Below are 23,961 nucleotides of genomic sequence, written 5' to 3'. Positions count from 1 at the left end.
TTAGCGTCAAATGCGGTACGACTGACGCGCGGTGCCTGAAAACACGGATTTCAAAATTCGGGAAAACCTCCACCGTCATCCCTGATCAAAAAGGGAGAGGGCATCCGCCGTCTGGGGGAGATAAGAAGAACGAACGTTCAAGTCGTCCGATGGCCGTCACGCAAATTCGACGTGAAGCGGGTAAGGCGATCCGGCGGCGGCATGGATAAAGCGCCGCCGGTGTTCTTCAGTTCAGGCGCGTGCTTCCGGCGTATAGCCAGCAGCCGTGATGATTTCGGCAATCTGTGCCGCGTCGGAGACGCCGCCGACCACAACGGTGCGGCTTGCGGGATCGGCATGCACGGCAGCACCGGGAACGGTCTTTTCGATCGCGCCCTTGATCACACCGGCGCAGTGACCACAGGTCATGTCTTCAACGTGAAAGGAAAGGTCTGCGCCGACAGGGGCAGCAGTGGTGGTTTCGTGGTGGTGCTGATGGCCATTGCACATAGGCGGTTCTCCATGGTTTGGAATTCTAACAGGGAGAGCCTGGACTATTCCAACGTGGGAAGGTCAAGCGCTTTATTTGCGCTAATGCAGCGATCTCAGCTCTTCCAGAAAATCGGCATCAGCAGCACCAGAACCGTCAGGATTTCCAGACGTCCGAGCAGCATCATCACCGACAGCAGATAAAGCGCCGGATCGCTGATCGTGGAGAAATTGCCGACAGGCCCGATGATCGGGCCGATGCCAGGGCCGACATTGGCAAGCGCCGTTGCAACACCCGAAGTGGCGGTCAGGAAATCATAACCCATCATGCTCATGGCGAGGCTGCCGGCAATCCACAGCGCAATGAAACAACTGACGAAAAGGAAGATCGTTCTGATTGTGTCGGGATCGACCACCTGCTGACCGTAACGCACGGAATAGACGGCGTTTGGATAAATCAGCTTTTTCAGCCCGGCCCGCACGACGTTAAACATGATGAGGAAGCGATAGGCCTTGATGCCACCGGCCGTCGAGCCCGAACAGCCGCCCATGAAAGTGGCAAAAAAGGCGACGACGACGACGAATGGCCCCCAGAGCGTGTAATCGTCGCTCGCAAAACCGCCGGTCGACAGGATCGACGTCATGTTGAAGAAGGAATGGCTGAGCGCATCATTCAGCGGCACGCCGTTTCTAATGTGGTGATAAACCCCGACCGCAATCGAAATCGCGCAGAGATAACCGAGGAAGACGGCGATCTGCGGATCGCGCAGCGTTTCCAGCCGGCGGCGCACGGCAAGCAGGATCATCACCGAGAAGGGCAGGCTGCCGAAGATCAGGAAGATGGTGGCGATCCACAACAGCGCCGTATTGTCGAAATAGGCGAAAGAGGCGTCATGGGTGGAAAAACCGCCGGTCGCGACCGTCGACATGGCATGGTTCAGCGCATCGAAATGCGACATGCCGGCAAAATCATAAGCGATGGTGCAGGCCAGTGTCATGAGAATGTAGATCGCTACGAAAGCCCGGGTGAAGCTCGCCAGTCGCGCAAACGGTCGGTCGTTGCCGGTATCGGAAGATTCCATGCGGAAGAAGGTCATGCCGCCGACGCGCAGCAGCGGCAGAATAAACAGGCCAAGCGCGACGATACCGATACCGCCAAGCCAGCAGAGCAGCGACCGCCAGAGCAGGATGCCCTGCGGCGCGTTGTCCAGCCCTGAAATGACGGTTGATCCCGTCGTCGTAATGGCGGAGACGGATTCGAACAGCGCCTGACCGAGCGTCAGATCAAGCTCGGACAGATAAAGCGGCACGGCGCCGACAATCGAAAACACCAGCCACAGGATATTGACCAGGAGAAAACCGAAACGTTTGTTGAAGGCGGCAATCGGTCCGCGCGTCGCAAGCGCACAGGCAAGCGCAAACCCGCCGCACATGAAACCGGAAAGCGCAAAGACCGTCCAGTCGTCATTGCCGTAATAAAGGTCGGTCAGCGCGGGAAGGAACATGGCCGTCGCCATGTAAAGCCCGAAGATGGACGAAACATATATGACCGAGCGCAGAAGGTTGCTGTTCAAGAGATGAAACCCAGAGTTCGTTGCCGCGCTGAAATGAGTCTTTGTCTCCGACGCCTTCCTATGGCATAGCGGGTGCCATTATGAATTTCAATGGATTGACTATCGTGGACAAGCAGCTTGTGGAAGCAGCGCGGCGGGAAGTGCGGGAAATATTCCCGGAAACGCCGTTGCAGTTGAATGAACATCTCAGCCGCCGGTATGGCGCATCGATTTGGCTGAAGCGTGAAGATCTGTCCCCGGTCCGTTCCTACAAGATTAGAGGCGCATTCAACTTTCTCCGCAAGGCCGTGGCCAAGGCCGGCAAGGACAAGGTTTTCGTTTGCGCCTCGGCCGGCAACCACGCCCAGGGCTTTGCTTTCGCCTGCCGCCATTTCGGCGTTCACGGGGTCGTTTTCATGCCGGTGACGACACCGCAGCAGAAGATCGACAAGACCCGCATCTTCGGCGGCGAATTCATCAAGATCCGTCTGGTAGGCGATATCTTCGACCAGTGTTACGCCGCTGCCCGCGCATACGTCGAGGAGAGCGCCGGCTACATGGTGCCGCCGTTTGACCATGAGGACATCATCGAAGGCCAGGCGACGGTTGCCGCCGAAATCATCGATCAGCTTCCCGAAGGCACGAAGCCTGATATCGTCGTCATGCCCGTCGGCGGCGGCGGTCTGTCTGCGGGCCTCACGGGTTTTCTCGCCGGCACGGTTCAGAAGGACAATTTCGTGTTCTGCGAGCCGGAGGGCGCGCCGAGCCTGAAAAGAAGCCTCGAACGCGGCGAGCCGGTGACGCTCAACAAGATCGACAATTTCGTCGATGGTGCCGCCGTTGCCCGCATCGGTGATCTGAACTTCACGGCGCTGAAGAATTTTCCGGCAGAGCAGGTTTCGCTCATTCCCGAAAACGCCATTTGCGTAACGATCATCGAGATGCTGAACCTTGAGGGCGTGGTGCTGGAACCGGCGGGCGCGATGGGCATTGCGGCGCTGGAGAAACTCGGCCGCGAGAAGTTGCAGGGCAAGACGGTTATTGTCGTCGTTTCCGGTGGCAATTTCGATTTCGAACGTCTGCCGGACGTGAAAGAGCGCGCCATGCGCTACACTGGCGTGAAGAAATATTTCATTCTGCGCCTGCCGCAGCGCCCCGGCGCTTTGCGCGATTTCCTCAACCTGCTCGGCCCGGATGACGATATCGCCCGTTTCGAATATCTGAAAAAGTCCGCCCGCAATTTCGGCTCGATCCTGATCGGTATCGAAACCAACGCGCAGGAAAACTTCGCAGGACTTCTGGAGCGCTTCGAGGCCGCAGGCCTTGGTTATGAGGATATTACCGAAAATGACATCCTGTCGAACCTGATCATCTGATCGGGGAAGAACGACAGGGAAGGGCGGGGCATATCCGCCCTTCGAATGCGATACAGATCAGGGAGTGAAAAGCCATGGCATCGTTTTTTTCCAAAATCCTTTCGGCCTTCGGCTCCGGCCAGCCGTCCGACGCGCCGCAAAAGACGGCGCAAGCGGAGCCGCATGCACATGGCGACTATCTGATCTACGCGACGCCGATGAAGGAGGGCGGCCAGTTTCGTCTGGCCGGCCGTATCGAGAAAAAGGTCGGCGATGAAGTGCTGGTGCATGAATTCGTGCGTGCCGACGTCTTCAGCAGCATGGACGATGCGGTGGAGTTTACGATCCGCAAGGCGAAACTGATTATCGACCAGAACGGCGCGTCGCTTTTCCCAGGAAAATGATGACGTTTTCTTACTCTCTAAATTAAGATTCCGTTGGTTGCTTAGGCCTATCGTCCTTGAAGGGCATGGAGTCACGCAGATAGACCGGCGTGATGTGGATCGATAGGGCGTGTGCCGATGCAATGGGCAAATCTGGCCCTCTTCCTGACGGAGGCCATCGTCTATTTTTCGGTAATGACGGCATTCCTTCATTACCGGCATATTCTCGGCATCGGTGTTTTTCTCACCGCGCTGGGTGTTATGCATTTTCTGGAAACCTATCTGGCCGCCGTCTTTTACGTCGGCCTGCCTTTTGGCGTGGCGTCGCCCGGCTCCTCCATCCTGTTTGCCGGCAAGCTGATGATGATCCTGATGCTTTATATGCGAGAGGATGCGGCCGTTGTCCGCCAGCCGATCTACGGCCTGTTTCTCGGCAATATATTGACCGTCATCATGGCGCAGATCGTCCGGTTTCATCAGACGGTGGCGATCGTCCCCGGACAGTCGGTCGATACCGGTTTTCTCGATGAGATGGGCGTGCTGATGGTCTGGGGCACCAGCATTCTTTATGTCGATGCCATCGCCATCATCCTGCTTTACGAAAAGCTGGGGCGGTATTTCCAGCGCCATATCGTGCTGCGCTTCGCGATCTGTGGTGTCGTCATTTTAAGCTTCGATCAGGCGGCTTTTTACGGGGCATTGCGATATTTGTTCGATGCGCCGGTCGGTGTGTTTTACGATGGCTGGAAGGCGAAGATGGTCGCGGTCGGCATCTATTCGGTCTTGTTCGCCCTTTATCTCAACCTGACATCGACCAAAGGCCGCTTTCTGACACGCCGCAGCGTCGCCGATGTCTTCAACGATCTCACGTTCAGGGAGCGCTACGAGGAGCTTCTGTCCCGCTCGGGGCGCGACATGCTGACCGGCGTGTCGGACCGCGCCCGCATGGAACTCGATGCGCCCTCGGTCGTCGTGGAATGCCTGGAGAAACAGCGGCCGGTTAGCGTGCTGATCGTCGATATCGATCATTTCAAGACCGTCAACGATACCTTCGGCCATCTGCAGGGCGATGAAATATTGCGGGAATTCGCCGCCGTGCTGAAACGCAGCGTACAGCCGCATGGACATCTATACCGCTTCGGTGGCGAGGAATTTGTGGCGCTCCTGCCAGCAATGGCCCATGAGGCCGCACTTGCCTTCTCGGCAGGTATCCGGGTGGCGATCTTGGCGGATCTGCGCCGCCCCGATGGTTCGCCGCTGACGGTCAGTATCGGCGTCGCTACGGCCTTCGAGGACGGGCAGCTTTTCCGCGCACTTCTATCGGAGGCCGATGCGCGGCTATATGCGGCAAAAAATAACGGCCGGGATCAGGTCCACGGCCGTTTTGGAATGTGGGTCGGCTGACACCGGCAGTCCCGCCGGTGTCAGTTCCGCCTTAACGTGCCTCAAGCGGCCTGTGCCAGTTCGGCAACCTTGGCGCCGGCGGCGGCAATGGCCTTCTCGACGGCTTCCGGGCCGAATGCCAGACCTTCGACATAGATCACTTCCACATCGGTCATGCCCATGAAACCGAGAACGGTCTTGAGGTAAGGAACGGCATGGTTCATCGATACGGCCGGGCCTTCGGAATAAACGCCGGCAGCCGCCAGCACGATGTAGACCTTCTTGCCCTTGGCGAGGCCTTCCGGGCCGGTTTCGGTGTAGCGGAAGGTCTGACCGGCGCGGGCGACGTTGTCGATCCACGACTTCAGGCCGGAATAGATGTTGAAGTTGATGAGGCCGGTGCCGATGACGACAGTGTCGGCGGCCATAAGCTCGGCAACCAGCTTGTCGGAATAGTCGGCCGCAACCGCTTCTTCAGCTGTACGCTGGTCGGCCGGCTTGCGGATTGCAGCCGTCTTGACGGTGTCGAGGTGCGGAATGGGATCGGCGGCGAGATCGCGGTGAACAAGGGTATTCGTCGCCGACTTGGCCTTCAGCTTGTTCGCGAGTTCACCGGAAAACTTGTTCGAAACCGATTCGTCGCCACGCGGGCTGGAGGTGATGAGCAGAATGTTGGACATGGTCTTTCCTTGCATATGCGATGAATTGACGGGCGCCTTGGGAGGGCGGGAGAGCACGACGCCCTTCCTTTGCCCCTATATGAAAAATTACTGCCATCAAGAAAACTGTGATAATATGAAAGCCATCTATCGATGAAATGGATGGGACATGGACGCGAACCCGACGCTCGACCAATTGCAGGTATTTTTGACGGTTGCCGAGACCGGCAGTTTCTCCGCCGCGTCGCGGGCGCTCAATCGCGCCCAGTCGGTGGTCAGCTACACCATCGCCAATCTGGAAGCCCAGCTTGAAGTCACCCTGTTCGAGCGCAACGGCGTACGCCAGCCGAAGCTGACGGATGAGGGCCGCGCCATGCTGGAGGATGCAAGGCGCATCGTCGCCGGCCTGCAGGAAATGCGCGCCCGCGCCAAGGGGCTGAAGCAGGGGCTTGAAGCGGAGCTTTCCGTTGCCATCAGCACCATGGTTCCGGCGGAGGCCATGGTGGCGGTGTTGCGGGATTTTCGTAAGGAGTTCCCAACGGTCAGTCTCAGCCTCAATGTCGGTGAGTTGGGTATGGTCATGGACATGGTGCTCTCCCGCAAGGCGGGCATCGGCATCGGCGGGGCGCTGATGCGCCAGGATGACGAACTCGTCGCCGAAAAAGTCGGCCATTCCTTCATGCTGCCGGTCGTCGCTGCGGATCATCCGCTGGCGCAGATCGACCGGCCGCTGGCCCTTTCGGATGTGCGTGAAGAGGTCCAGCTGGTCGTCACCGATGCGTCGGGGCTGACAAAGGGCCGTGATTTCAACGTGCTGTCCTACAAGACATGGCGGGTCAGCGATATCGCCACCAAATACCAGCTTATCAAGGGCGGTCTCGGCTGGGGCGGTCTGCCTGCATCGATCGTTCGAAACGATCTTACCAATGGCAGCTTGAAGGCGCTTGAACTCGAGGCCTATGAGCAGGGGGAATATCCACTCTTTGCACTGCGGCGGGTGGATTCACCCGCAGGTCCTGCAGGTCAGTGGCTCGCCGAGGCTTTCCAGCAGCGTCTGTCGGCATGTCCGAATCATAAGGATTTCAGTGGTATGCTCGAAGCGAACAAGCAGCGGAATATTACTATCGCTGCTGAGTGACATTGGCTGTTGAAATAGGTCTGTGAAAGTGCCGCTTGTTTCTTCTCCCGAGGGGGAGAAGGTCGCGGCAGCGGGATGAGGGGGCAAGCTCTCCGAAATCCGGCAACCTTGCCCCCTCATCCGACCCTTCGGGCCACCTTCTCCCCCTCGGGGAGAAGAAACCTGCCGACCCCCTGCGCTATACAATCGGCAACCCGGATCGATGACGTCGGACATAAGCCCAACCGCGATTGAAGAAAGCTCCCGGCGATTTATCGCCTGGAGCGCAGGGTTCTCTTAGAGAACCAGACGGAACTTCGCGAAACCTTCCGCGCCGTCGCCGGCATCCTCGATTTTCGCGCCCTTGATCTCGGCGGCGTAGTGGCGACCTTTCGGGCCGGTTTCGAAGATTGCCGAGGTATTGGCAACCGGCGCAAAGGACCAGTTGGCATCCGCTGACGGGTTGATGGTGCCCTGATCGATGATATAGCGCACGATCACGTCGCGGTTGGTGTCAGGCGCCACGAAGATCACCTTGTCGGCGGCGATGTCGGGGAATTTGCCGCCGCCGCCGGCGCGGTAATTATTGGTCGCTACCACGAATTTCTGCTCGGGATCGATCGGCTTGCCGTTGAACTGAAGGTTCACGATGCGGTTGCTGTCGGGATTGACCGCCTTGCCGTCCTTGTCGAATTTCGCCGGCTTGGAAATGTCGATCTGGTAGGTGACACCGTCGATGACATCGAAATTATAGGATGGGAAATCTGCGTTGAGCAGCGGTGCGTCCTTCGCACCAGCCTCGACCGTGTTGAACATGCCGGCGGACATTTCCAGCCAGTTCTTTACCTGCGCGCCGTTGATCAGCACCGCCTGCACCGTATTGGGGTAAAGATAAAGGTCGGCGACATTCTTGATGGCGATGTCACCGGCGGGGACATCGGTATAATAATCCGCACCGCCGCGACCGCCCGACTTGAAGGGCGCTGCCGCCGAAAGCACCGGCAAATCCTTATATTGCCCTTCCTTCAGCATGTCCTTGATGTACCAGGTCTGGGCGTTGGAGACGATCTGCACGGAGGGATCGTCGGCCACCAGCGCGAAATAGGAATAGAGCGGGGCGGACGTCTTGCCGACCGGGCGGCGCACATAGGCAAGGGCAGCCTCGTGATCGGCCCTGGCGGCGGCAATGACTTCCGGCTTGTCGGTGAAGTCGGCGACGATCTTGCGGTTATCGTCGCGGTGGTAGATCGGCCGGGCTTCGGAGGTGAAATCGACGATCTTCCAGCTCTTGCCGTCCTTTTCGAGCAGCAGGTCGATAAGGCCCATATGCGAGCCCCAGAAACCGGCCATCACGGCGGGTTTGCCGAGAAGCGTACCCTTGACCGCATCAACACCTTCGATGCCGTCCCAGGTCTTCGGACCGGGGAAGACGAGATGCTGGTGGCCGGTGAAGATCGCGTCGATGCCTTCGACACCCGCCAGATAAAGCGAGGCGTTTTCCATGCGGTCGCTCTGGCCCTTGCCGTCGATACCGGAATGGGAAAGGGCGATGACGATATCGGCCCCTTCTTCCTTCATCGCTGGAACCCAGGCTTTGGCTGCCTCGATGATGTCGCGCGTCTGGGCCTTGCCCTCGAGGTTCTTGGAATCCCACATCATGATCTGCGGCGGCACGAAGCCGATGATGCCGACCTTGACCGGGCTGGTCACGCCGCCGCCATCGCGAATCTGTTTTTCAAGGATGACATAGGGCTTGAAGAACAGATCGTCCTGCTTCGGATCCGAGGCCAGCTGGCCCTTGGTAAGGTTGGCGCAGACGAAGGGGAAACCGGCACCGGCCAGCGTATTCGACATATAGTCGAGGCCGTAATTGAACTCGTGGTTGCCGAGCGTGCCGCAATCATAACCCAGCACGTTCATGGCATTGATCACGGGGTGTTTGTCGCCAGCCTTCATGCCGCGCTCATAGGCGATATAGTCGCCGAGCGGGTTGCCCTGCAGGAAGTCGCCATTATCCACCAGCATCGAGTTTCCGGCCTCGGCGCGGATGGCGCCGATGATCGAGGCGGTGCGCGCCAGACCCATCGTGTCGTTCGGCTTGTCGGCGTAATAATCATAGGGAAAGACGTGAACGTGGATATCAGTCGTTTCCATGATGCGCAGATGCGCCTGATTGGCAGCGGCGCGGGCGGCGAAGGGGTGCAGCAGCACGAGCGCCGAAGAGGCCGCAATGCCGCCGAGAAGCGAACGGCGGGTGATGGGGTGGAGAGCGAGAAGCGACGACATGGGAACTCCTTCGGATGAAGCTTGCTCTGTCATGAGAAGCGGACAGGGTAGAAGCAATCGCCGAGGAGTCCATCACCAAAATGACAAGCCGGTGACAGACAGGCCTGTTTTCAACCGTTTGATAAATTTTTTGTCATTGGAGCGTGATGCGCACGCTTCCACATCGGGAAATGCGCTTCGTCCGGGCAGCGCATTCCGGCTTTCGGGGGGAGCAGATCAGCGAGCGAGCGTCGGTTTCACTTCTTCGTGGAAGAAGCGGAAATAGGAGGAGAGCTGCGCCAGCGTGTTGGTGGAAAGTTTCAGCTGCAGGCCGAGGCGGTTCTGGTGCTGCCATTGCACGACGCCCTCGATGAAACCGAGATCCTCGCTCTGCACTTTCACCCGGCTTCCCTTGGCGGCAGCGAAAGTTCCGTCCAGTTCGAGCGCCATGCCGGTGGCGGAGAGGTCCAGCACCCGGCCTCTGGTCGACTGGCTGAAATAGTGCACGGTCGCAAAAATCCTCGTCTTGCTGCGGGTTGCGCTGCGGGTCGCCATATTGAGGTTGTTTGTCATTTTGCTACTCAAATCAATTGTTTCCGATAACTGCATCATGGGGCACAAAGTTTGAAAGCCGTTTAGCCCTTCTGTTAAAATTGTAAGTAATCGGCGATTATGCTGTGTCGATACGGCACTGATAGCAATTGTTGCGGGCGGAGCGCACATGGACATAGGCAACGTCCGCGCGTTCCAGCAGATATTGCGCGCGCGATACGATCTCGCCTGTCGCCGTCACCGCGCCGGTGCCATAGACGATGCGGTCGTCGGCGCCATATCCGCGCACGATATAGTCGGGGCTGTCCAGTATCGGCGGAACGGCATCCGTCTGCGGATAGTGCTCGCAGGCCTCAGCGTGCAGAAAGATCGGACCCGTTTCGGCATAGGGCTGGAGCGAAGGGAAGGGCCGGTAGGCGAGGATCAGCATCTGCTCACCCTCATCGATCTGGGAAAGGCAATGGCGGCAGGGCATGCCGCCGGGAGAAACGGCTTTCTCCGGCTGGTTGCCATAGGCATCGGTCGCCCCCGCGCGGAAGGCCTCAGCTTCCTTAGCCGGCATTGCTGTAAAAACGAGATCGGTCATGACGGGCTCTCTCTGGTTCGGATCGGCGTTGCTTCTTTGCAGCTATGATCCCGAAATGGAGCACTATCCACCCGATTCTTGACAGGTGATGCAACCAGCCCATTGCGTGTTTCGTTTGCATCGGGAATCAGTGACGCTCCTCGTTCCCGGAAGGTCTGATTTTATGTTGCGTCGTTTTCTGGCCGCCGTTCCGCTGGCTTTTGTTTCGTTGACGGCCCCGGCTCAGGCACAGGTTGCCGCCGGTCTCGATGGCCTGTCCGACGACCAGCTGCAGCAGGCGGTCAATTTCGTCATCGGCAACGCCATCTTCTCGCTTTATCACGAGGGTGCGCGCATGCTGATATCGGATTTCGGCGCGCCGGAAACCAGCAGCATGCAGGCCCCGGCCGACCAGCTGGCGGGCACGCTCGTTCTTCAGGCCAACGAGGAATGGCTGGACACCGCGCTCGTCAACGCTACCGACAGCTGGTATCTGGGACGCGAGGCGGAAACCTTGCCCGAGCACGAAGCGCCGGTCTTTTCCGCGCTCGTTCCCGAGAAAGGCCGTGACCGCAACATGGCCTGCCTGATGGTCGGCCGCGACAAGGACGGATATGGCGATCTGGCCGCCATGATGGGTCTGGACAAGGCCGAGTTCGACAAGTGCGCTGCTGCCTATCCGCGCGTCGCTTCGGCTTGGGAGAGTTTCCTTAGCCCCCATCGCAGCCAGACGCCGTCCAAATTCACCGTCAGCTACATGCCGCCGCGCGATCCCGAGCTTGAACCCTACGCCATCATGATCAAGGAATCGAAGGTTCTCGATCTCATCAGCCGCAGTTTCGGCGCTTACGGTCTGAAGGGTGACGTCAAGCTGACGGCCAGAACCTGCGGCCGTCCCGATGTCTACTGGTCGGCGGAAAAGCGGGAGATCACTTATTGTTATGAGCTTGGAAAATTCCAGGCGGAGCTGATTGCCGATCATCTCATGAACACTGTCACGGAAGACAAGGGCGCTGCCGGGGGGCAAATCCCAACAGCGGTCGTTCTGGAACGGGAAATCTGAGGTCGATTGCCGGACGCTGGCGATCTGGCCTCCTGAATGGGAGGTAAAGTGCCATGCCGAAGGTTGTCGTTCGCAATTTCTCCATTTCGCTTGATGGATATGGCGCGGGGCCGGATCAGAGCCTGCAGAACCCGCTGGGTGTGAACGGCGAAGAGTTGCATCAGTGGGCGTTCAAGACCCGCACCTTCCACCGCATGTTCGGCGAGGAAGGCGGCTCGACCGGCATGGATGAGGATTTTTCCGAAAAGAGTTTCGAAAATATCGGCGCATGGATTTTGGGCCGCAACATGTTTGGCCCCATCCGCGGCGCATGGCCTGATGAAAGCTGGAAAGGCTGGTGGGGCGAGGAACCGCCCTATCACGTGCCGGTTTTCGTGCTGACACACCATGCGCGCCCGTCCTTCACGATGAAGGGCGGTACGGTGTTCCATTTTGTTACCAACGGTATCGAGGCGGCCCTCGATGGCGCGCTTGTGGCAGCAAACGGCAAGGATGTCCGCATTGGCGGCGGTGTTTCCACCATCCGGCAATATATTGCCAAAGGCATGATCGATGAATTGCATCTGGCGCTGGCGCCGGTGTTTCTCGGCAAGGGCGAAAATCTGTTCGAAGGGCTGGACTTGCCGGCACTCGGCTATCGCTCCACCAAAACGGTGGCAGGTGAGGGTGCCACCCACCTGATCATCGACAGGGTGTGAATGCTGCGCAGTTAAAGCGAGCCTCACAAACACTGTGCAGCAGTTCCTGCGCTGACGTTTCCGCACTCCCCTCATGCCTGTGCTTGTCACAGGAATGAGGGGAGTGAAGTGATCGGGAAAGGTGCATGCGGCACCCGATCAATCGAGCCTCAGTATCAACCGGAGCCTCAGTTACGCAGCGAAATTTCCAGAAGCTCGGTATCGGACAGCGGCTCTACCCAGGCTTCATAGGTGCCGATAGGCGAAAAGCCCATCATCTGGTAAAGATGCAGCGCGCGCGGATGGTCAAGCGTGTTGGTCGTCACCGTCACGCGTTTCGGATTGTCCTGCCAGGCGGCGTAAAGCGCCTGCAACAGAAACCACTTGCCGACGCCAGCACCGATCGCCTCTTCGAGCAGCCCGAAATAGGAAAGCTCGGTCACCTCGTCGCTTGCCTTGTTCAACTCGAAGAAGCCGGCAGCGGCACCGTTGATGTAAAGAACCGTGACGCTGTTCTTCGGGTCCTTGAGAACGGCGGACAGTTCAGCGTCGCTCATGCGCATGCGCTTCTGCCAATGCCAGCGTTTCCCCACCCGCCAGTAAAGATAGCGATAGAAGTGCAGGGGAATATCGGTGACCCGCATCAGCGCCGTCTGGATATTGACGGGGATAGGCAGGCTGACCTTCGGAGGTGACGTCATTTCCAGCTGCGTCACATGCGCCTTCAAAGGCCCATGCGAGACCACGGGAACAGGCTCCGCGGGGCCGGTGACGACAGGCGTGTCTTCCAACCCGCCCCATTCGGACCAGGAGCCGTCATAAAGCGAGTTGTCCCGATGGCCGAGGGATTCCAGCGCCAGCGTGATGACGGCGGCGGTGACGCCAGAACCGCAGCTCGTCACCACCGGCTGATTGAGATCGATGCCGGCGTCCGCCACCATCTTGCGGATGGCGTTCAGGTCCTTGAAATGACCGTTCTCGGAAAAGGCAGTGGCGGGCAGGCTGCGTGCGCCGGGCATGTGGCCCGAGCGCATGCCGGCACGCGGCTCTGCCTCATCACCAGTGAAGCGCCCCGCGCCACGGGCATCGGCAATCTGCTTATCACCGCTGTCGACGATGCCGCGCATGGTTGAGAGCGACGTCACACGCTTCTCGTTGAAGTCAGATGTAAACGTCGCAGGCTCGATCTCCGGCGTGCCGGTCTCAAGTGGTCGGCCGTCGCGCTTCCAGCTATCCAGACCGCCGTCCAGCACATAGGCCTTACGCACGCCCATCACCCGCAGCATCCACCAGACGCGCGGTGCGGAAAAGAAACCGGGACCGTCATAAACCACGATCGTGTCGTCTTCGCTGAGGCCAAGCTCACCAGCCTGTTCCGCAAAGAACTCTGGTGAGGGCAGGGAGTGCGGCAGGCCGGTCGTATGGTCGGCGATCTTATCCTGATCGAAGAACACAGCGCCGGGCAGATGACCAGCCGCAAATTCTTCCGTGCCATTGCGCTTGTGTGCCGGCAGATACCACGAGGCATCAACGAGACGAAACCCTGATGTGCCGAGCTGTTTTTCCACCCAGTCCGCCGAAACGACGAAACGGCTCTTATCCGTGCTCACGATGTCTCTCCTGATTTCAGGCAGCAGCTTCAGGCGCGCCGAAACGAATGCGGAACCGCCTGTTCTCCTTGCCCTTCTTTTCTATCTTGGCAATGTGAATATCGCCCACTTCCTGCGTTTGCGAAACATGGGTGCCGCCGCAAGGCTGGCTGTCGATGCTGGAATTTTCGCCGATGCAGACAAGGCTGACCCGGCCAAGGCCCATCGGCGGGCGCACATTCTTGGATTTGACGATGCCCGGATTGGCCTGAAGTTCTTCGTCGGTGATCCATTGCAGGAAGACGGGATGGTTGGCTTTCACCAGTTCCATCAGCTTCGCCGTCACTTCATCTTTGTCGATGGTTTCCGACATGTCGAAATCGACACGCGATTCGTCCTCGCCGACGGCGGCACCTGTTATCGGCCACTGGCAGACGACGGACAGGAGATGGCAGGCGGTGTGCATGCGCATCAGCTTGTAGCGGCGCGGCCAGTCCACATGCAGGGTCAGCTTTTCGCCGACTTCCGGAGAAGGCTGGCCGTCGAGCGGCACATGGATGATGACGCTCTTGTCGGCACCGTTTTTCGTGACGCCGAGGTCGATGCGCGAGCCATCGGCCCGCTCGAGAAACCCGCTATCGCCCGGCTGGCCGCCGGACGTTGCGTAAAAGCAGGTCTGGTCGAATTCTATGCCGCCATCCTCATGCACCGCCGTGACGATTGCTTCTACGGTTGAGAGATAAAAATCGTCACGGAACAGGGCATTCACAGGCATTCGGCATGTCCTCAAACGGTTTCGTACGGAACCGCAATCTCGCTTTTCGTCGCCAGCCATTGCGGAATCGGCAGCCCCTTGGAGCGCAGGAAATCCGGATTGAACAGCTTCGACTGATAACGATTACCGTAGTCGCATAGTATCGTCACGATTGTATGCCCCGGACCAAGCTCGCGGGCAAGGCGGATTGCGCCGGCAATGTTGATGCCGGAGGAGCCACCGAGGCAAAGCCCTTCCTTTGTCACCAGATCGAACAGCACCGGCAGGGCTTCCGCATCCGAAATACGATAGGAGAAATTCGGCGTGAAACCCTCCAGATTGGCGGTGATACGGCCCTGCCCAATGCCCTCGGTAATGGAGGAACCTTCGGACTTCAGAACACCGTGCTTGTAGAATTCGTAAAGGGCCGCACCCTCAGGATCGGCAAGGCCGATCTTGATATCAGGGTTGAAATCGCGCAGGCCATCGGCCACGCCCGCAAGCGTTCCGCCTGATCCCACCGAGCATATGAATCCATCGACCTTGCCATCCGTCTGGTCCCAGATTTCAGGCGCAGTCGTTTCGATATGGGCCTGACGGTTGGCGATATTGTCGAACTGGTTGGCCCAGATTGCGCCGTTCTCGTCGGTCGCGGCCAGCTGTTTCGCCAGCCGTCCGGAGACCTTCACGTAATTGTTCGGGTTGGAATAGGGGGCGGCCGGAACCTCGACCAGCTTTGCGCCAAGAAGCTTCAGCGCGTCCTTCTTTTCCTGGCTCTGCGTCTCGGGAATAACGATGACCGTCTTGTAACCGAGCATATTGGCGACCAGCGAAAGGCCGATGCCGGTATTGCCCGCCGTGCCTTCGACAATGGTGCCGCCCGGCCGCAGCTGTCCGCGCCGTTCAGCGTCGCGGATGATGTAGAGCGCGGCGCGATCCTTCACTGATTGGCCGGGGTTCAGGAACTCCGCCTTGCCTAGGATTTCGCACCCCGTCGCCTCGGAGGCAGCTTTCAGACGGATGAGTGGCGTGTTGCCGATAGCACTGAGCGCAGAGGGATGAATGGTCATGATTGAGCCTTCTTGTCTGAGCGGAAATTAGGTGCCGTTATGTCCCGTTACAACCGCCCCAAGGCAAGAAATTATCTTCCCGGCTTGGGCTTCGCCACGCAAAATTTTGCCGATACCCAATTTTATGCGTTGTTCTTCACCGCCGCATAGGCTGCAAGCGCTCTTTCCCGCGCCTTTCCGTGATCGACGATTGGTAACGGATAGGTCTTGCCAAGCTCGATTCCCGCCTTTTGCAGCACCTCCTTCGGTGCTTCAAATGGCTTGTGGATGTATTTCCGCTCCAGCTTGTCCAGCTCCGGCACGAAACGGCGCACATAATCCCCATCGCCATCGAATTTCTCGCCCTGCAGGATGGGGTTGAAGATGCGGAAAAATGGTGAGGCATCCGCCCCGGAACCCGCCACCCATTGCCAGTTGGCGGCGTTGGAGGCCGGATCGGCATCGACCAGCGTATCGCGGAACCACGTCTCGCCCTTGCGCCAGTCGATCAGCAGATGTTTGATGAGGAAGGACGCCACGATCATCCGCACCCGGTTATGCATGGTGCCATGTTGCCACAATTGTCTCATGCCGGCATCGACGATGGGATAACCCGTCATGCCGCGCGTCCAGGCCTTGAAGGATTTCTCATCGTCCCGCCAGCCAAAGGCGTCGAAACTGTCGTTCCAGTTTTTCTCGTCCAGTTCGGGGAAATGAAACAGCAGGTGATAGCAGAATTCCCGCCAGACGATTTCCTTGCGAAAACGGCTGATATCGTTTGAGGCGATGTGGCGGGAAAGCCCCTTCGTTGCGTGCCAGACGGTGGCAGGCGATATTTCACCCAAGGCCAGATGCGGCGAGAGCATAGAGGTTGCGCCCTTTGCCGGAAAATCGCGGCCTTCCTCATATCCCTTCAAAGCGCCGTCGATAAAGTCATCGAGTTTTTCCCGCGCGCTGTTTTCGCCGGGTGCCCATATCTCGCTGAAATCCGTCGCCCAGTCAGGCTTGACCGGCAGCAGCTTCCAGTCATCAAGCTTTTCCGATTTCGGCCATGTCGCAGGTGCCTTGAGGCTCTTCGGCGCATCCGCCGGGGCATGTGGCTCCTCGCCACCCTCAAGCGCCCGCCAGAAGGGCGTATAGACCCGGTAGGGGCCGCCGGATTTCGTCTTCAACCGGGAGGGTTCGTGCAGCAGGTGGCCGGAAAAGCTGTGAACGGTCAGACCGGCATCTCTCAGGTTTTGTTTCAGCGCCTTGTCGGTCGCCAAGCCGGCTGGTTCGTACCGGCGATTCCAGAATACGGCTTCAGCGCCGGTTTCGGATATCAACTGGCGCAGCGCCTTTTCGGCGTCGCCGTTTCGAAGCAGCAGACGACTGCCTTTTTCTTCGAGTGCTGCGGAAAGCGAGGCGAGCGAATGGTGAAGCCACCATTCCTGCGCACCGCCCAGCGGACCAGAGGATTTTTCCCTGACATAGACGGGGATGATGGGGCCGCCGTGATCCACTGCTGCGAGAAGGGCAAGATTGTCCGAAAGGCGCAAATCCTTGCGGAACCAGACGATGACGGGGGAGGCTGTTATTGGCATGAAAGAACCCGGTTCACTTCCGCTTGAACGAGTGTTGAAACGCTTTGTTCCGCAAATCGGCTAGAATGGAAAGATGGGGCACATGGTTTCTCGAGGGTTATTTTTTCGCTCTTGAAACAGCAGGTGAAGGGAACCAACTGGAGGAGCCGGCGTTTGTCGCGGGTTAATAGAGCATGGAAGTGCAATCAATGTTGCTGAAAGACGTTAAGTGGGAAAAGCCCGTTACCATCTCCCTTGAAAACGGTGCTCCCCGGATTTTCAACGGCGTTTACGAAGCCTTCGATTTCCTGCAGCACGAATGGCCCGAACGCGGCGACAAGGCGCATGAACAGGCGTTGCGTCTGTGCCGCGCCTCGTTGATGGGTGATGTGGCGGGAGAAATCGCCCGTACCGCCTTCGTTGCCGCGAGCCGGCAAGCGCAATGCCTGATGGAGGACAAGGCGGAGGAGCCGAATAAAATCGCATCCTGAGCGGATTTTCAGGACTGATCCGTTAAAGGCCACCCGCCAGAGCAGGGTGGCCTTGTTTTTTTCGAGATCAGGAAACGGGTTGTTTCGAACGCAGGATATGGCATCGTGTGCGCCCGAAAGCGGATGAATGAATGCGATGACCAACCACTACGGCTATATTGTTTTTCCAACCGCACTCGGCCATTGCGGCCTAGCATGGGCAGGACGCGGCATCGCCCGTCTGCAATTGCCCGGTGCTGACGCAGGGGAAACCGAAAAGCTTCTCCTTAAACGTTTTCCGTCGTCCACGATTGCGGTTCCCGACACACGCACGCGTGAGGTGATCGCGATGATCACCCGCTATTTCAGTGGTGAGGCGATTGATTTTACCCCCGTCGAACTCGATCTTGCCGGACAGGATCGTTTCTTTCTCGATGTTTACGCGGTGGCGCGGCAAATCGGCTGGGGCCACACGACGACTTATGGCGGCATAGTAAGGGACCTTGGCCTCGGCATGGAAAAGGCCCGCGATGTCGGTCAGGCCATGGCGAAAAACCCGGTGCCGCTCATCATTCCCTGCCACCGCGTTCTGGCTGCCGGCGGCCGGCTGGGCGGCTTTTCCGCACCGGGCGGAAACAACACCAAATTGCGCATGCTGGATCTCGAAAATGGCGGCCGCAGCCGCGCCGATGAGGCGCAGGGCAGCCTGTTTTGAAGCAATGACAGATCAGGCCGCATGAATAGCTGTCTGATTTCTGCCCATTTCTCGTCAAATTGTCGCTAAATTGTCACAATACACGGACGCCCTCCAACATAAGGGCGAGACGTTTGAGAGTATCCGCGTTAATTCTATCCGCTGCCTTGGCTTTTACAGTCGCGGCGCCGGCCTCTGCCGGCATGCTGAACCAGGCAGAAAAATACACCGGGCTGCATGAGTCCAAGAACAACAAGAGCCTGAAGAATATTCTTGGGGCAAATCCCCGCAGCACCCCTTGGTGCGGCCTTTTCCTGCATGCCGTTGCCGGCAAGGCCGGCCGGCAGTCGCCGAAATCCTACGGATTTGCAAAATCCTGGACGTCTTTCGGTTATGCCGTTCCCGTCAGCCAGGCCAAGCCCGGCGATATCGTCGTCATCCGTAACGGCCGCGGTTATCACGCCGGAATTCTAAAGAGCATGAGCGGCAAGACCGCCCAGATTCTTGGTGGCAACCAGTCTGGCCGGGTGCAGGTATCCAATTTCAACCGCAAGGCAATCGTTTCCGTTCGCCGTTGACGACCGGACAACATCATATTTCTTATAAAGGCGGGCAATGACCCGCCTTATCCATTTTAAGCGGCCTATGGCTGCTCCCTGGTGCCCGGTGCGGCATCTCGCTGGTCGTCGTCCTCAAGGTCGGTGGCAACGATGAAGGTGTCCTCATGCTGGCGCGCAGCCTGCCGGCGGGCGCGCAGGTTCATCGTCTCATCCGGATAAATCTCACCATCCTTCGATTTGAGTTCGCTGTCGGTTTCGAAACGCGCCACATCTTCGTCGCGAATATCGAGCGGTTCGTTCTTCGGCTTCTTTGGGGTGTTCATGGATAATTCTCCTGCGGGGTTTCTGCGGGCAAACGATCCCGCCTCCATGACGGTTCCCTTTTTCGAAGAAATGCTCATTCGCATTCGGTCTGCGAGGAACAAAGTCTGGCTTTTTCTGTTTTTTCAGTGGCACAATCAAAACCGGTGCAACGCAAAGAGGGAGGCCCGTTATGAGCCATGATCGCGAAGCCGCAATCCGTGAAAAAGCGCGCGCAATATGGGAGAAGGAAGGCAAGCCTGACGGGCATCATGAGCGCCACTGGACCGAGGCAGAACGGGAAGTCTCTGCTGGTGCGGGAGCCGCAAAGACCACGGGTAAGAACGGCGTGAAAAAATCCGCTGCCGCCAAGACCTCGACAGACAAGACCTCGACGGACAAGGCGCCTGCGAAGAAAACGCCAGCGAAGAAGGCTCCGGCTGCAAAGGCTAAATCCCCGGCGGTAAAATCGCTCGAGAAGGAGCAGAAGTCGACGGACAAGGGTAAAGTTGACGATCTGACGGAGAGCCTTGAAGAAAGTTTCCCGGCAAGCGATCCACCGGCGCTGACCAACCCCGCAAAGGCGACGAAGCGCGCGGTCAAGAAGAGCTGATTGCCTGTAGCCCGCTATTCCGGCGGGCGAAAGACGCCACGAACCGGATCGGGCGAATGCAGCGGCACTTCGCTCTTCAAAACATGTTTTGAGAGAAATGGCTCCCCGGGCCGGATTCGAACCGGCGACCTGTCGATTAACAGTCGAATGCTCTACCGCTGAGCTACCAGGGAACGTGCGCTGCTTGGCGCGGTGTGAGCGGGGTAATACAAATGCTTTTCCGATTTGCCAAGCGGTTTTTTCAAAAAAAACGCATTCCTCTTGTTTTATCCCTCTGAAGCCCCGATTTTCCGGGCTTATCGACGGTCAAAAAATTATCCACAGGCCAGACGCTGAAGGGTAGGATGGAATGAAATTCGGAATGAACCACAAGACAGGTCGCCTCCATGTCGGAAAATGGAGCCTTGCCATGCCGCGTTCGCGGGTTGGCAGGATCGCCACCGGCTCCGCTCTGGTGGTTGGCGGAACGCTGGGGTTCTTGCCCGTTCTCGGTTTCTGGATGATTCCGCTCGGTCTTGTCGTACTTTCGCACGATCTGCCGGCGGTGCGCCGCAGGCGGCGAAGGCTCGCGGTCTGGTGGGCATCGCGACAGAACAGCCGCGAAGCCCGTCGTAACAGGGGACAGTAGGCTTTTTATCCGCCGATCGAGCTGCTGATGCCCTGTCCGGCCCAGAAGGCGGCATAGGCGAGCGCTGCGAAATAAATCGCCGTCAGGCCGAGAAACAGATAGCCACCGAGCACGGTGACACCGTCACGCTGGATCATGCCCGCAGATAAAAGCAGGATGGCGACGCCGGGCAGGGTGTTGGAAAAAGGAATGAAGCCGAGCGGCATCATCAGCAGCACGCCCGCCGTCATCAGCGCCAGACCGTTTATCCTGTTGGCGACGATGCCGGTGGTGAGCACCGGTACACGCGGACGAATAAATCCATCCAGTTTGGAAACGATGGCGACACCTTTTTGAAGCGCCGGCACCAGCTTTGCCGTTTCCATCTGCCGGTCGAGAATCTTCGCCGGCAGCCATGGCAGGCGGTTCAGCGTGATCGCCAGGCTGACGAGGATGATCGCCGCGCCGAACACCGTGCTGACGCCGGGAATGGAGACCGGAATGAGAAAGGGCAGGGACGCAATTGCGCAGATGAGCAACAGGCCCTGTTCGCCGATTGCTTCCATCAGTTCGCGCAACGTGATCGTCTGGCCCTGCAACTTGCCTATAAGCTTCTCCAGCGTGGTGCTGAGCTTTTCAGACGTATCAGTGAATGCGAATTCGTTCGTCATGCCGCTTCCCGGAAGTTGTTTTAACTCCGAGTTTGATAACATTCATCCGGCCGCATGCCTATCGCCGAAAGAAATCGGCAGCGTCATGGTTCGTCATATCTTTCGCATTGTTAGTGCGAAACCCAGTGGCTATAGGCGCCGGCGAGAAGAACCACCAGCAGGATGGCGAGTATCACCGGATTGATCGAGGTAATGAAGTTTACATAGTCCATGATAACTTCCTCCACTTCTTACGTCTCTTATTCTACAGCAAAAAGGCGAGTTCATCTACTACAGGGTGAAATTTCGCAGCGCAGCAACCGCTTGCCGGTATGGACTGGAATTGCTGGCATTTCCCATTTTTCGCGATGCAAAAATAAATCTTCCAACATTTGCCATTCTCTTGCGTTGTGTCTAATCCTGCTGCGGCGCTGGCTCTTCTCCGTCTGCTGCGCGCCGTCTTAAATCGCCTCAATCCATCGCTGAGATGCCTCGGCACTCCCGCCTTGACTTCGCTCCACACTCTTCCCCGGGGACATGAAATGCTGAAAAACATCTATGCCTGGACGATGGCGCTTGCGGCGCGCAAAACCGCCGTATGGTGGCTGGCGGTCGTCGCTTTTGTGGAAAGCTCCGTCTTCGTCGTGCCCGCGGATGTGCTTTTCCTGCCCATGGTGTTGGCCAAGCCGAAAAAGGCGATGTTTTATGCGTTTGTGGCGACAGTCGCCTCGGTCCTTGGCGGCATCGCCGGCTGGTTCCTCGGCCACTATGCTTTCGAGAGCATCGCCCGGCCCATCCTTGAATTTTACGGCAAGCTCGACAGTTTCGAACAGCTGAAAAACTCGGTGGACTACGAAACCATCGTTCTCCTGCTGGTGACATCGGGGCTGGCGCACCTGCCGCCGATCAAGGTGGTGACGATCCTGTCGGGTGCGGCCAATATCAGCCTCGGCCTCTTCATTCTTTCGGCCGTCGTCACACGTGGCGCCCGCTTTTTCATTCTTGCCGGATTGCTGCAGAGATACGGTGATTCAGTGCGCCATTTCATCGAAAAACGCCTCGGTGTTATCACGGCAGCAGTGGCCGCGGCGCTCATCGCGGTCTATGCGGTTTACGTTTTCGTGCGTTGATCGAACGCAATTTTTCTACTCTTACAATACTGTCGCATAACTTTCAGCTTGCTGTCAGAATCCATCTGTATCGGTTCTCTTGTCGAGTAAGGGAACCGTTTTATTATGCGAAGATTTTGGAAGTGCTCCTTTGGGGGCATGGGCGTTGTTGTGCTTGCGGCAGGCGGATATCTCTACGCCATCCAGCTCCTCGGCAACTTTCACGAGGTTGTGGCCGGTCAGCTTTACCGCTCCAACCAGCCGAGCAACGAAGAGCTTGTCCGCTACACCAAAGATCACGGCATCAAGACGGTTATAAATCTGCGCGGGCCGAACGAATCCAAGGCCTGGTACCGGGACGAGGTCGAAACAGCGCGCGAGCTTGGGCTGAAGCACGTCGATTTCGGCATGTCGGCCAGCCAGGAGCTCAACATGGATCAGGTCAACCAGCTCGTCGCGATCATGCGCGATGCGCCAAAACCGATCCTCATTCATTGCAAGGCCGGCGCTGACCGGACGGGCCTCGCCACCGCCCTCTATCTCAGCCGCGTCGCGCGTCTTGGTGAAAAGGAGGCGGAGAGCCAGCTTTCGGTGCGTTACGGCCACATCGGCATCCCCTATCTCTCGGCAACCTATGCCATGGATAGAACCTGGGAAAATGTGGAGCACATGCCAATCACCGACGACTTCGCCATCGCGTCAAATGAATTCTGAGGGCGTTTCGAGCTGATCCTGCGTAAATCATGGACCCTTCCCGGCATAAGGATTTGCATCCCATCTTGATTGACAATGCGGCTGGGCGCAATTCTCGGTGCAGGGTCTGGTGAATTGGCAAACCCTGATGGCGACGGAGTGGTTTGAAAGCGGATCAGGAGTCGCTGTGTAATCGGCTTTACCAACAACGCACAATCTTGTCGGAGATATCTTGCCGAAGGCGACTCTGGTAGGTGCGCGCTCCATTCACATCAAAGGCATGGTCCATCAAAGTTAAGGTATCCTCACCCGGTAAACCGCATCCAACGGCAAACAGCCAGCTCAATCGCCTGCCATATCCGGCGTCCAGCCACGCGTATATCCTTTGCCCATGATGGCAACCGCAAGGGAAAGCTGTTCCTGCAGATGTTCGATTTCACCAAGCAGCGTTTCGACGGCCGCCCTTGCATCGCCATCGTGACACTGGATGACGTATCCGGCTATGTCGTCAGGCCGTACAGGGGTGATTTTTGCAGCATCGGACATATCGGCGACCTCTCTTTTGTTCACTAAATGTTCCAATTTTAGCGAAGAGTCAACAAAGCAATGTGAGCAATCGTTCTGTTTGACGAGAGGCGAGTGGCATGAACAAAGAGCAAATCGCCAACCTGTTGATTACTTGGCATTCCTCGCTACCGAAACGAACGAAGGGTGGCTGATGAGCGCCATACGGCAGGGGATGGCTGGGGCATGAGGCAAGCGCCCAGATGAAAAAACCGGGCGGGCCTGCGTCAAAAAGACCGTGCTTGCGTGCATGAATGAAGTTGCTGAGACAGCAGTTTTGACGTAGCTCTAGCCGCGGGAGATTATGTCAAGTAATAGACTGGAAATATTCAAAATGACGGATTGGAATTGGGTGGATTTGTTCCCTATAGTCTTCTTCCCGTTCAAGATTATCGTATTGGGTACGGGCATGTACTTCGCCATCAAGTGGCATCATGATCAGGCGAAGAAGGAAAAAGAAACCAGCGGATCGTAAACGCCCGTCGGAAACACTCGTGACGCCCCAGATTACCCGGGCCAATATCCAGTGATGCGGCAGCAATTTGCGCAACAGGGCAAGGCCACGAGCACCTTCATCTAAAACACCTGTTTCAGCGACTGCTGCTCGAAAAGCATTCTGATCGCTTCAGCCGCCTTGCTGTCATCGCTGTGCGTTGAGGTATAAACGCTAGTGCCGCGAATGGATTCCTGTTGGTGCCACGATGGGC

Annotated in this window: 26 protein-coding genes and 1 tRNA gene; 13 read left to right on the top strand and 14 right to left on the bottom strand. The window is 57.9% G+C overall.

Annotated features, from left to right (window positions below):
* Positions 1 to 231 precede the first annotated feature (231 nt).
* Positions 232 to 489 carry a heavy-metal-associated domain-containing protein gene (locus FCH38_RS02495; RefSeq protein ID WP_153513554.1) on the bottom strand — a complete coding sequence of 86 codons (258 nt, stop codon included), beginning with the start codon at positions 487 to 489 and terminating at the stop codon, positions 232 to 234.
* A gap of 95 nt (positions 490 to 584) precedes the next feature.
* The gene (locus FCH38_RS02490; RefSeq protein ID WP_174372736.1) at positions 585 to 2,042 is read right to left on the bottom strand and encodes a TrkH family potassium uptake protein; all 1,458 of its coding nucleotides are present in this window, start codon (positions 2,040 to 2,042) and stop codon (positions 585 to 587) included.
* 80 nt (positions 2,043 to 2,122) lie between these two features.
* Between FCH38_RS02490 and ilvA the strand changes: the two genes are divergently transcribed.
* The 3 genes from ilvA to FCH38_RS02475 all read left to right on the top strand — a co-directional run bounded on the left by ilvA (position 2,123) and on the right by FCH38_RS02475 (position 5,163).
* Entirely contained in the window at positions 2,123 to 3,397 is a 1,275-nt protein-coding gene (gene ilvA, locus FCH38_RS02485) for a threonine ammonia-lyase (RefSeq protein ID WP_149897856.1), read from the top strand.
* 74 nt (positions 3,398 to 3,471) lie between these two features.
* Positions 3,472 to 3,780, top strand: coding sequence for an HlyU family transcriptional regulator (locus FCH38_RS02480; RefSeq protein WP_174372735.1), 309 nt, complete (start codon positions 3,472 to 3,474; stop codon positions 3,778 to 3,780).
* 117 nt (positions 3,781 to 3,897) lie between these two features.
* The gene (locus FCH38_RS02475) at positions 3,898 to 5,163 is read left to right on the top strand and encodes a GGDEF domain-containing protein (protein ID WP_174372734.1); all 1,266 of its coding nucleotides are present in this window, start codon (positions 3,898 to 3,900) and stop codon (positions 5,161 to 5,163) included.
* A 41-nt stretch (positions 5,164 to 5,204) separates the two neighbouring features.
* On the opposite strand, the gene FCH38_RS02470 is transcribed toward FCH38_RS02475, so the two are convergent.
* Positions 5,205 to 5,822 carry an FMN-dependent NADH-azoreductase gene (locus tag FCH38_RS02470; protein WP_174372733.1) on the bottom strand — a complete coding sequence of 206 codons (618 nt, stop codon included), beginning with the start codon at positions 5,820 to 5,822 and terminating at the stop codon, positions 5,205 to 5,207.
* A 148-nt stretch (positions 5,823 to 5,970) separates the two neighbouring features.
* Here FCH38_RS02470 and FCH38_RS02465 point away from each other — a divergent pair, with 148 nt between their 5' ends.
* Entirely contained in the window at positions 5,971 to 6,939 is a 969-nt protein-coding gene (locus FCH38_RS02465) for a LysR family transcriptional regulator (protein ID WP_174372732.1), read from the top strand.
* 276 nt (positions 6,940 to 7,215) lie between these two features.
* Here FCH38_RS02465 and FCH38_RS02460 read toward each other — a convergent pair whose 3' ends face one another.
* From FCH38_RS02460 to FCH38_RS02450, 3 genes are all read right to left on the bottom strand, one after another.
* Entirely contained in the window at positions 7,216 to 9,204 is a 1,989-nt protein-coding gene (locus tag FCH38_RS02460; protein WP_149897851.1) for a bifunctional 2',3'-cyclic-nucleotide 2'-phosphodiesterase/3'-nucleotidase, read from the bottom strand.
* Positions 9,205 to 9,420: 216 nt separating this feature from the next.
* The gene (locus FCH38_RS02455) at positions 9,421 to 9,756 is read right to left on the bottom strand and encodes a PilZ domain-containing protein (protein WP_149897850.1); all 336 of its coding nucleotides are present in this window, start codon (positions 9,754 to 9,756) and stop codon (positions 9,421 to 9,423) included.
* 97 nt (positions 9,757 to 9,853) lie between these two features.
* Complete coding sequence (locus tag FCH38_RS02450; RefSeq protein WP_153513558.1) at positions 9,854 to 10,321, bottom strand: DUF1203 domain-containing protein; 468 nt, start codon at positions 10,319 to 10,321, stop codon at positions 9,854 to 9,856.
* 163 nt (positions 10,322 to 10,484) lie between these two features.
* Here FCH38_RS02450 and FCH38_RS02445 point away from each other — a divergent pair, with 163 nt between their 5' ends.
* Together FCH38_RS02445 and FCH38_RS02440 are read left to right on the top strand one after the other, a co-directional pair.
* Complete coding sequence (locus FCH38_RS02445; protein WP_149897848.1) at positions 10,485 to 11,363, top strand: DUF4344 domain-containing metallopeptidase; 879 nt, start codon at positions 10,485 to 10,487, stop codon at positions 11,361 to 11,363.
* A gap of 53 nt (positions 11,364 to 11,416) precedes the next feature.
* A complete protein-coding gene (locus FCH38_RS02440) occupies positions 11,417 to 12,061 on the top strand; it encodes a dihydrofolate reductase family protein (protein WP_174372731.1) in 645 nt (214 codons plus the stop codon).
* Between the two features lie 167 nt (positions 12,062 to 12,228).
* Here FCH38_RS02440 and sseA read toward each other — a convergent pair whose 3' ends face one another.
* The 4 genes from sseA to FCH38_RS02420 form a co-directional block, all read right to left on the bottom strand.
* Positions 12,229 to 13,650 (bottom strand): 3-mercaptopyruvate sulfurtransferase, encoded by a 1,422-nt coding sequence (gene sseA, locus FCH38_RS02435; RefSeq protein ID WP_174372730.1) that lies wholly within the window; start codon positions 13,648 to 13,650, stop codon positions 12,229 to 12,231.
* 16 nt (positions 13,651 to 13,666) lie between these two features.
* Positions 13,667 to 14,404, bottom strand: coding sequence for an alanyl-tRNA editing protein (locus FCH38_RS02430; protein ID WP_174372729.1), 738 nt, complete (start codon positions 14,402 to 14,404; stop codon positions 13,667 to 13,669).
* A gap of 11 nt (positions 14,405 to 14,415) precedes the next feature.
* Complete coding sequence (locus tag FCH38_RS02425; protein WP_174372728.1) at positions 14,416 to 15,453, bottom strand: cysteine synthase A; 1,038 nt, start codon at positions 15,451 to 15,453, stop codon at positions 14,416 to 14,418.
* 122 nt (positions 15,454 to 15,575) lie between these two features.
* Entirely contained in the window at positions 15,576 to 17,015 is a 1,440-nt protein-coding gene (locus FCH38_RS02420; RefSeq protein WP_174372727.1) for a cryptochrome/photolyase family protein, read from the bottom strand.
* 188 nt (positions 17,016 to 17,203) lie between these two features.
* Between FCH38_RS02420 and FCH38_RS02415 the strand changes: the two genes are divergently transcribed.
* The 3 genes from FCH38_RS02415 (at position 17,204) to FCH38_RS02405 (ending at position 18,736) form a co-directional block, all read left to right on the top strand.
* Positions 17,204 to 17,485 (top strand): DUF982 domain-containing protein, encoded by a 282-nt coding sequence (locus FCH38_RS02415; RefSeq protein ID WP_174373118.1) that lies wholly within the window; start codon positions 17,204 to 17,206, stop codon positions 17,483 to 17,485.
* Positions 17,486 to 17,621: 136 nt separating this feature from the next.
* Entirely contained in the window at positions 17,622 to 18,179 is a 558-nt protein-coding gene (locus FCH38_RS02410) for a methylated-DNA--[protein]-cysteine S-methyltransferase (RefSeq protein ID WP_174373117.1), read from the top strand.
* Between the two features lie 113 nt (positions 18,180 to 18,292).
* On the top strand, positions 18,293 to 18,736 hold the full coding sequence (locus FCH38_RS02405; protein WP_153513565.1) for a TIGR02594 family protein: 444 nt from the start codon (positions 18,293 to 18,295) through the stop codon (positions 18,734 to 18,736).
* A gap of 65 nt (positions 18,737 to 18,801) precedes the next feature.
* Here the strand turns inward: FCH38_RS02405 and FCH38_RS02400 are convergent, their stop codons facing one another.
* Positions 18,802 to 19,041, bottom strand: coding sequence for a hypothetical protein (locus FCH38_RS02400; RefSeq protein WP_174372726.1), 240 nt, complete (start codon positions 19,039 to 19,041; stop codon positions 18,802 to 18,804).
* A gap of 170 nt (positions 19,042 to 19,211) precedes the next feature.
* Between FCH38_RS02400 and FCH38_RS02395 the strand changes: the two genes are divergently transcribed.
* Complete coding sequence (locus FCH38_RS02395; RefSeq protein ID WP_174372725.1) at positions 19,212 to 19,631, top strand: DUF2934 domain-containing protein; 420 nt, start codon at positions 19,212 to 19,214, stop codon at positions 19,629 to 19,631.
* Between the two features lie 98 nt (positions 19,632 to 19,729).
* On the opposite strand, the gene FCH38_RS02390 is transcribed toward FCH38_RS02395, so the two are convergent.
* A tRNA-Asn gene (locus tag FCH38_RS02390) sits at positions 19,730 to 19,804 on the bottom strand.
* A 176-nt stretch (positions 19,805 to 19,980) separates the two neighbouring features.
* Here FCH38_RS02390 and FCH38_RS02385 point away from each other — a divergent pair.
* Positions 19,981 to 20,259, top strand: coding sequence for a hypothetical protein (locus tag FCH38_RS02385; RefSeq protein WP_149897786.1), 279 nt, complete (start codon positions 19,981 to 19,983; stop codon positions 20,257 to 20,259).
* Positions 20,260 to 20,264: 5 nt separating this feature from the next.
* Here FCH38_RS02385 and FCH38_RS02380 read toward each other — a convergent pair whose 3' ends face one another.
* Complete coding sequence (locus FCH38_RS02380) at positions 20,265 to 20,909, bottom strand: exopolysaccharide biosynthesis protein (protein ID WP_149897785.1); 645 nt, start codon at positions 20,907 to 20,909, stop codon at positions 20,265 to 20,267.
* A gap of 521 nt (positions 20,910 to 21,430) precedes the next feature.
* On the opposite strand from FCH38_RS02380, the gene FCH38_RS02375 reads away from it, so the two are divergent.
* Together FCH38_RS02375 and FCH38_RS02370 are read left to right on the top strand one after the other, a co-directional pair.
* The gene (locus FCH38_RS02375) at positions 21,431 to 22,018 is read left to right on the top strand and encodes a YqaA family protein (RefSeq protein WP_174372724.1); all 588 of its coding nucleotides are present in this window, start codon (positions 21,431 to 21,433) and stop codon (positions 22,016 to 22,018) included.
* Between the two features lie 138 nt (positions 22,019 to 22,156).
* On the top strand, positions 22,157 to 22,711 hold the full coding sequence (locus FCH38_RS02370) for a dual specificity protein phosphatase family protein (protein ID WP_174372723.1): 555 nt from the start codon (positions 22,157 to 22,159) through the stop codon (positions 22,709 to 22,711).
* A 321-nt stretch (positions 22,712 to 23,032) separates the two neighbouring features.
* Here the strand turns inward: FCH38_RS02370 and FCH38_RS02365 are convergent, their stop codons facing one another.
* Positions 23,033 to 23,236, bottom strand: coding sequence for a hypothetical protein (locus FCH38_RS02365; RefSeq protein ID WP_149898141.1), 204 nt, complete (start codon positions 23,234 to 23,236; stop codon positions 23,033 to 23,035).
* Positions 23,237 to 23,961 lie beyond the last annotated feature (725 nt).

Source organism: Agrobacterium tumefaciens (assembly GCF_013337285.1).
GTDB classification, from domain to species: domain Bacteria; phylum Pseudomonadota; class Alphaproteobacteria; order Rhizobiales; family Rhizobiaceae; genus Agrobacterium; species Agrobacterium burrii.
This window is presented reverse-complemented; position numbering and strand designations above follow the sequence as displayed.

Excerpts from the sequence above, each read along its gene's own strand:
- FCH38_RS02425 (WP_174372728.1), bottom strand. The coding sequence starts at position 15,453 with ATGACCATTCATCCCTCTGCGCTCAGTGCTATCGGCAACACGCCACTC.
- FCH38_RS02460 (WP_149897851.1), bottom strand. The coding sequence starts at position 9,204 with ATGTCGTCGCTTCTCGCTCTCCACCCCATCACCCGCCGTTCGCTTCTC.
- FCH38_RS02455 (WP_149897850.1), bottom strand. The coding sequence starts at position 9,756 with ATGACAAACAACCTCAATATGGCGACCCGCAGCGCAACCCGCAGCAAG.
- FCH38_RS02365 (WP_149898141.1), bottom strand. The coding sequence starts at position 23,236 with ATGTCCGATGCTGCAAAAATCACCCCTGTACGGCCTGACGACATAGCC.
- FCH38_RS02385 (WP_149897786.1), top strand. The coding sequence starts at position 19,981 with ATGAAATTCGGAATGAACCACAAGACAGGTCGCCTCCATGTCGGAAAA.
- FCH38_RS02380 (WP_149897785.1), bottom strand. The coding sequence starts at position 20,909 with ATGACGAACGAATTCGCATTCACTGATACGTCTGAAAAGCTCAGCACC.
- FCH38_RS02465 (WP_174372732.1), top strand. The coding sequence starts at position 5,971 with ATGGACGCGAACCCGACGCTCGACCAATTGCAGGTATTTTTGACGGTT.
- FCH38_RS02415 (WP_174373118.1), top strand. The coding sequence starts at position 17,204 with ATGTTGCTGAAAGACGTTAAGTGGGAAAAGCCCGTTACCATCTCCCTT.
- FCH38_RS02400 (WP_174372726.1), bottom strand. The coding sequence starts at position 19,041 with ATGAACACCCCAAAGAAGCCGAAGAACGAACCGCTCGATATTCGCGAC.
- FCH38_RS02375 (WP_174372724.1), top strand. The coding sequence starts at position 21,431 with ATGCTGAAAAACATCTATGCCTGGACGATGGCGCTTGCGGCGCGCAAA.
- FCH38_RS02430 (WP_174372729.1), bottom strand. The coding sequence starts at position 14,404 with ATGCCTGTGAATGCCCTGTTCCGTGACGATTTTTATCTCTCAACCGTA.
- FCH38_RS02480 (WP_174372735.1), top strand. The coding sequence starts at position 3,472 with ATGGCATCGTTTTTTTCCAAAATCCTTTCGGCCTTCGGCTCCGGCCAG.
- FCH38_RS02370 (WP_174372723.1), top strand. The coding sequence starts at position 22,157 with ATGGGCGTTGTTGTGCTTGCGGCAGGCGGATATCTCTACGCCATCCAG.
- FCH38_RS02420 (WP_174372727.1), bottom strand. The coding sequence starts at position 17,015 with ATGCCAATAACAGCCTCCCCCGTCATCGTCTGGTTCCGCAAGGATTTG.
- FCH38_RS02475 (WP_174372734.1), top strand. The coding sequence starts at position 3,898 with ATGCAATGGGCAAATCTGGCCCTCTTCCTGACGGAGGCCATCGTCTAT.
- FCH38_RS02395 (WP_174372725.1), top strand. The coding sequence starts at position 19,212 with ATGAGCCATGATCGCGAAGCCGCAATCCGTGAAAAAGCGCGCGCAATA.
- FCH38_RS02410 (WP_174373117.1), top strand. The coding sequence starts at position 17,622 with ATGACCAACCACTACGGCTATATTGTTTTTCCAACCGCACTCGGCCAT.
- FCH38_RS02445 (WP_149897848.1), top strand. The coding sequence starts at position 10,485 with ATGTTGCGTCGTTTTCTGGCCGCCGTTCCGCTGGCTTTTGTTTCGTTG.
- FCH38_RS02450 (WP_153513558.1), bottom strand. The coding sequence starts at position 10,321 with ATGACCGATCTCGTTTTTACAGCAATGCCGGCTAAGGAAGCTGAGGCC.
- FCH38_RS02470 (WP_174372733.1), bottom strand. The coding sequence starts at position 5,822 with ATGTCCAACATTCTGCTCATCACCTCCAGCCCGCGTGGCGACGAATCG.
- FCH38_RS02440 (WP_174372731.1), top strand. The coding sequence starts at position 11,417 with ATGCCGAAGGTTGTCGTTCGCAATTTCTCCATTTCGCTTGATGGATAT.
- ilvA (WP_149897856.1), top strand. The coding sequence starts at position 2,123 with ATGAATTTCAATGGATTGACTATCGTGGACAAGCAGCTTGTGGAAGCA.
- FCH38_RS02495 (WP_153513554.1), bottom strand. The coding sequence starts at position 489 with ATGTGCAATGGCCATCAGCACCACCACGAAACCACCACTGCTGCCCCT.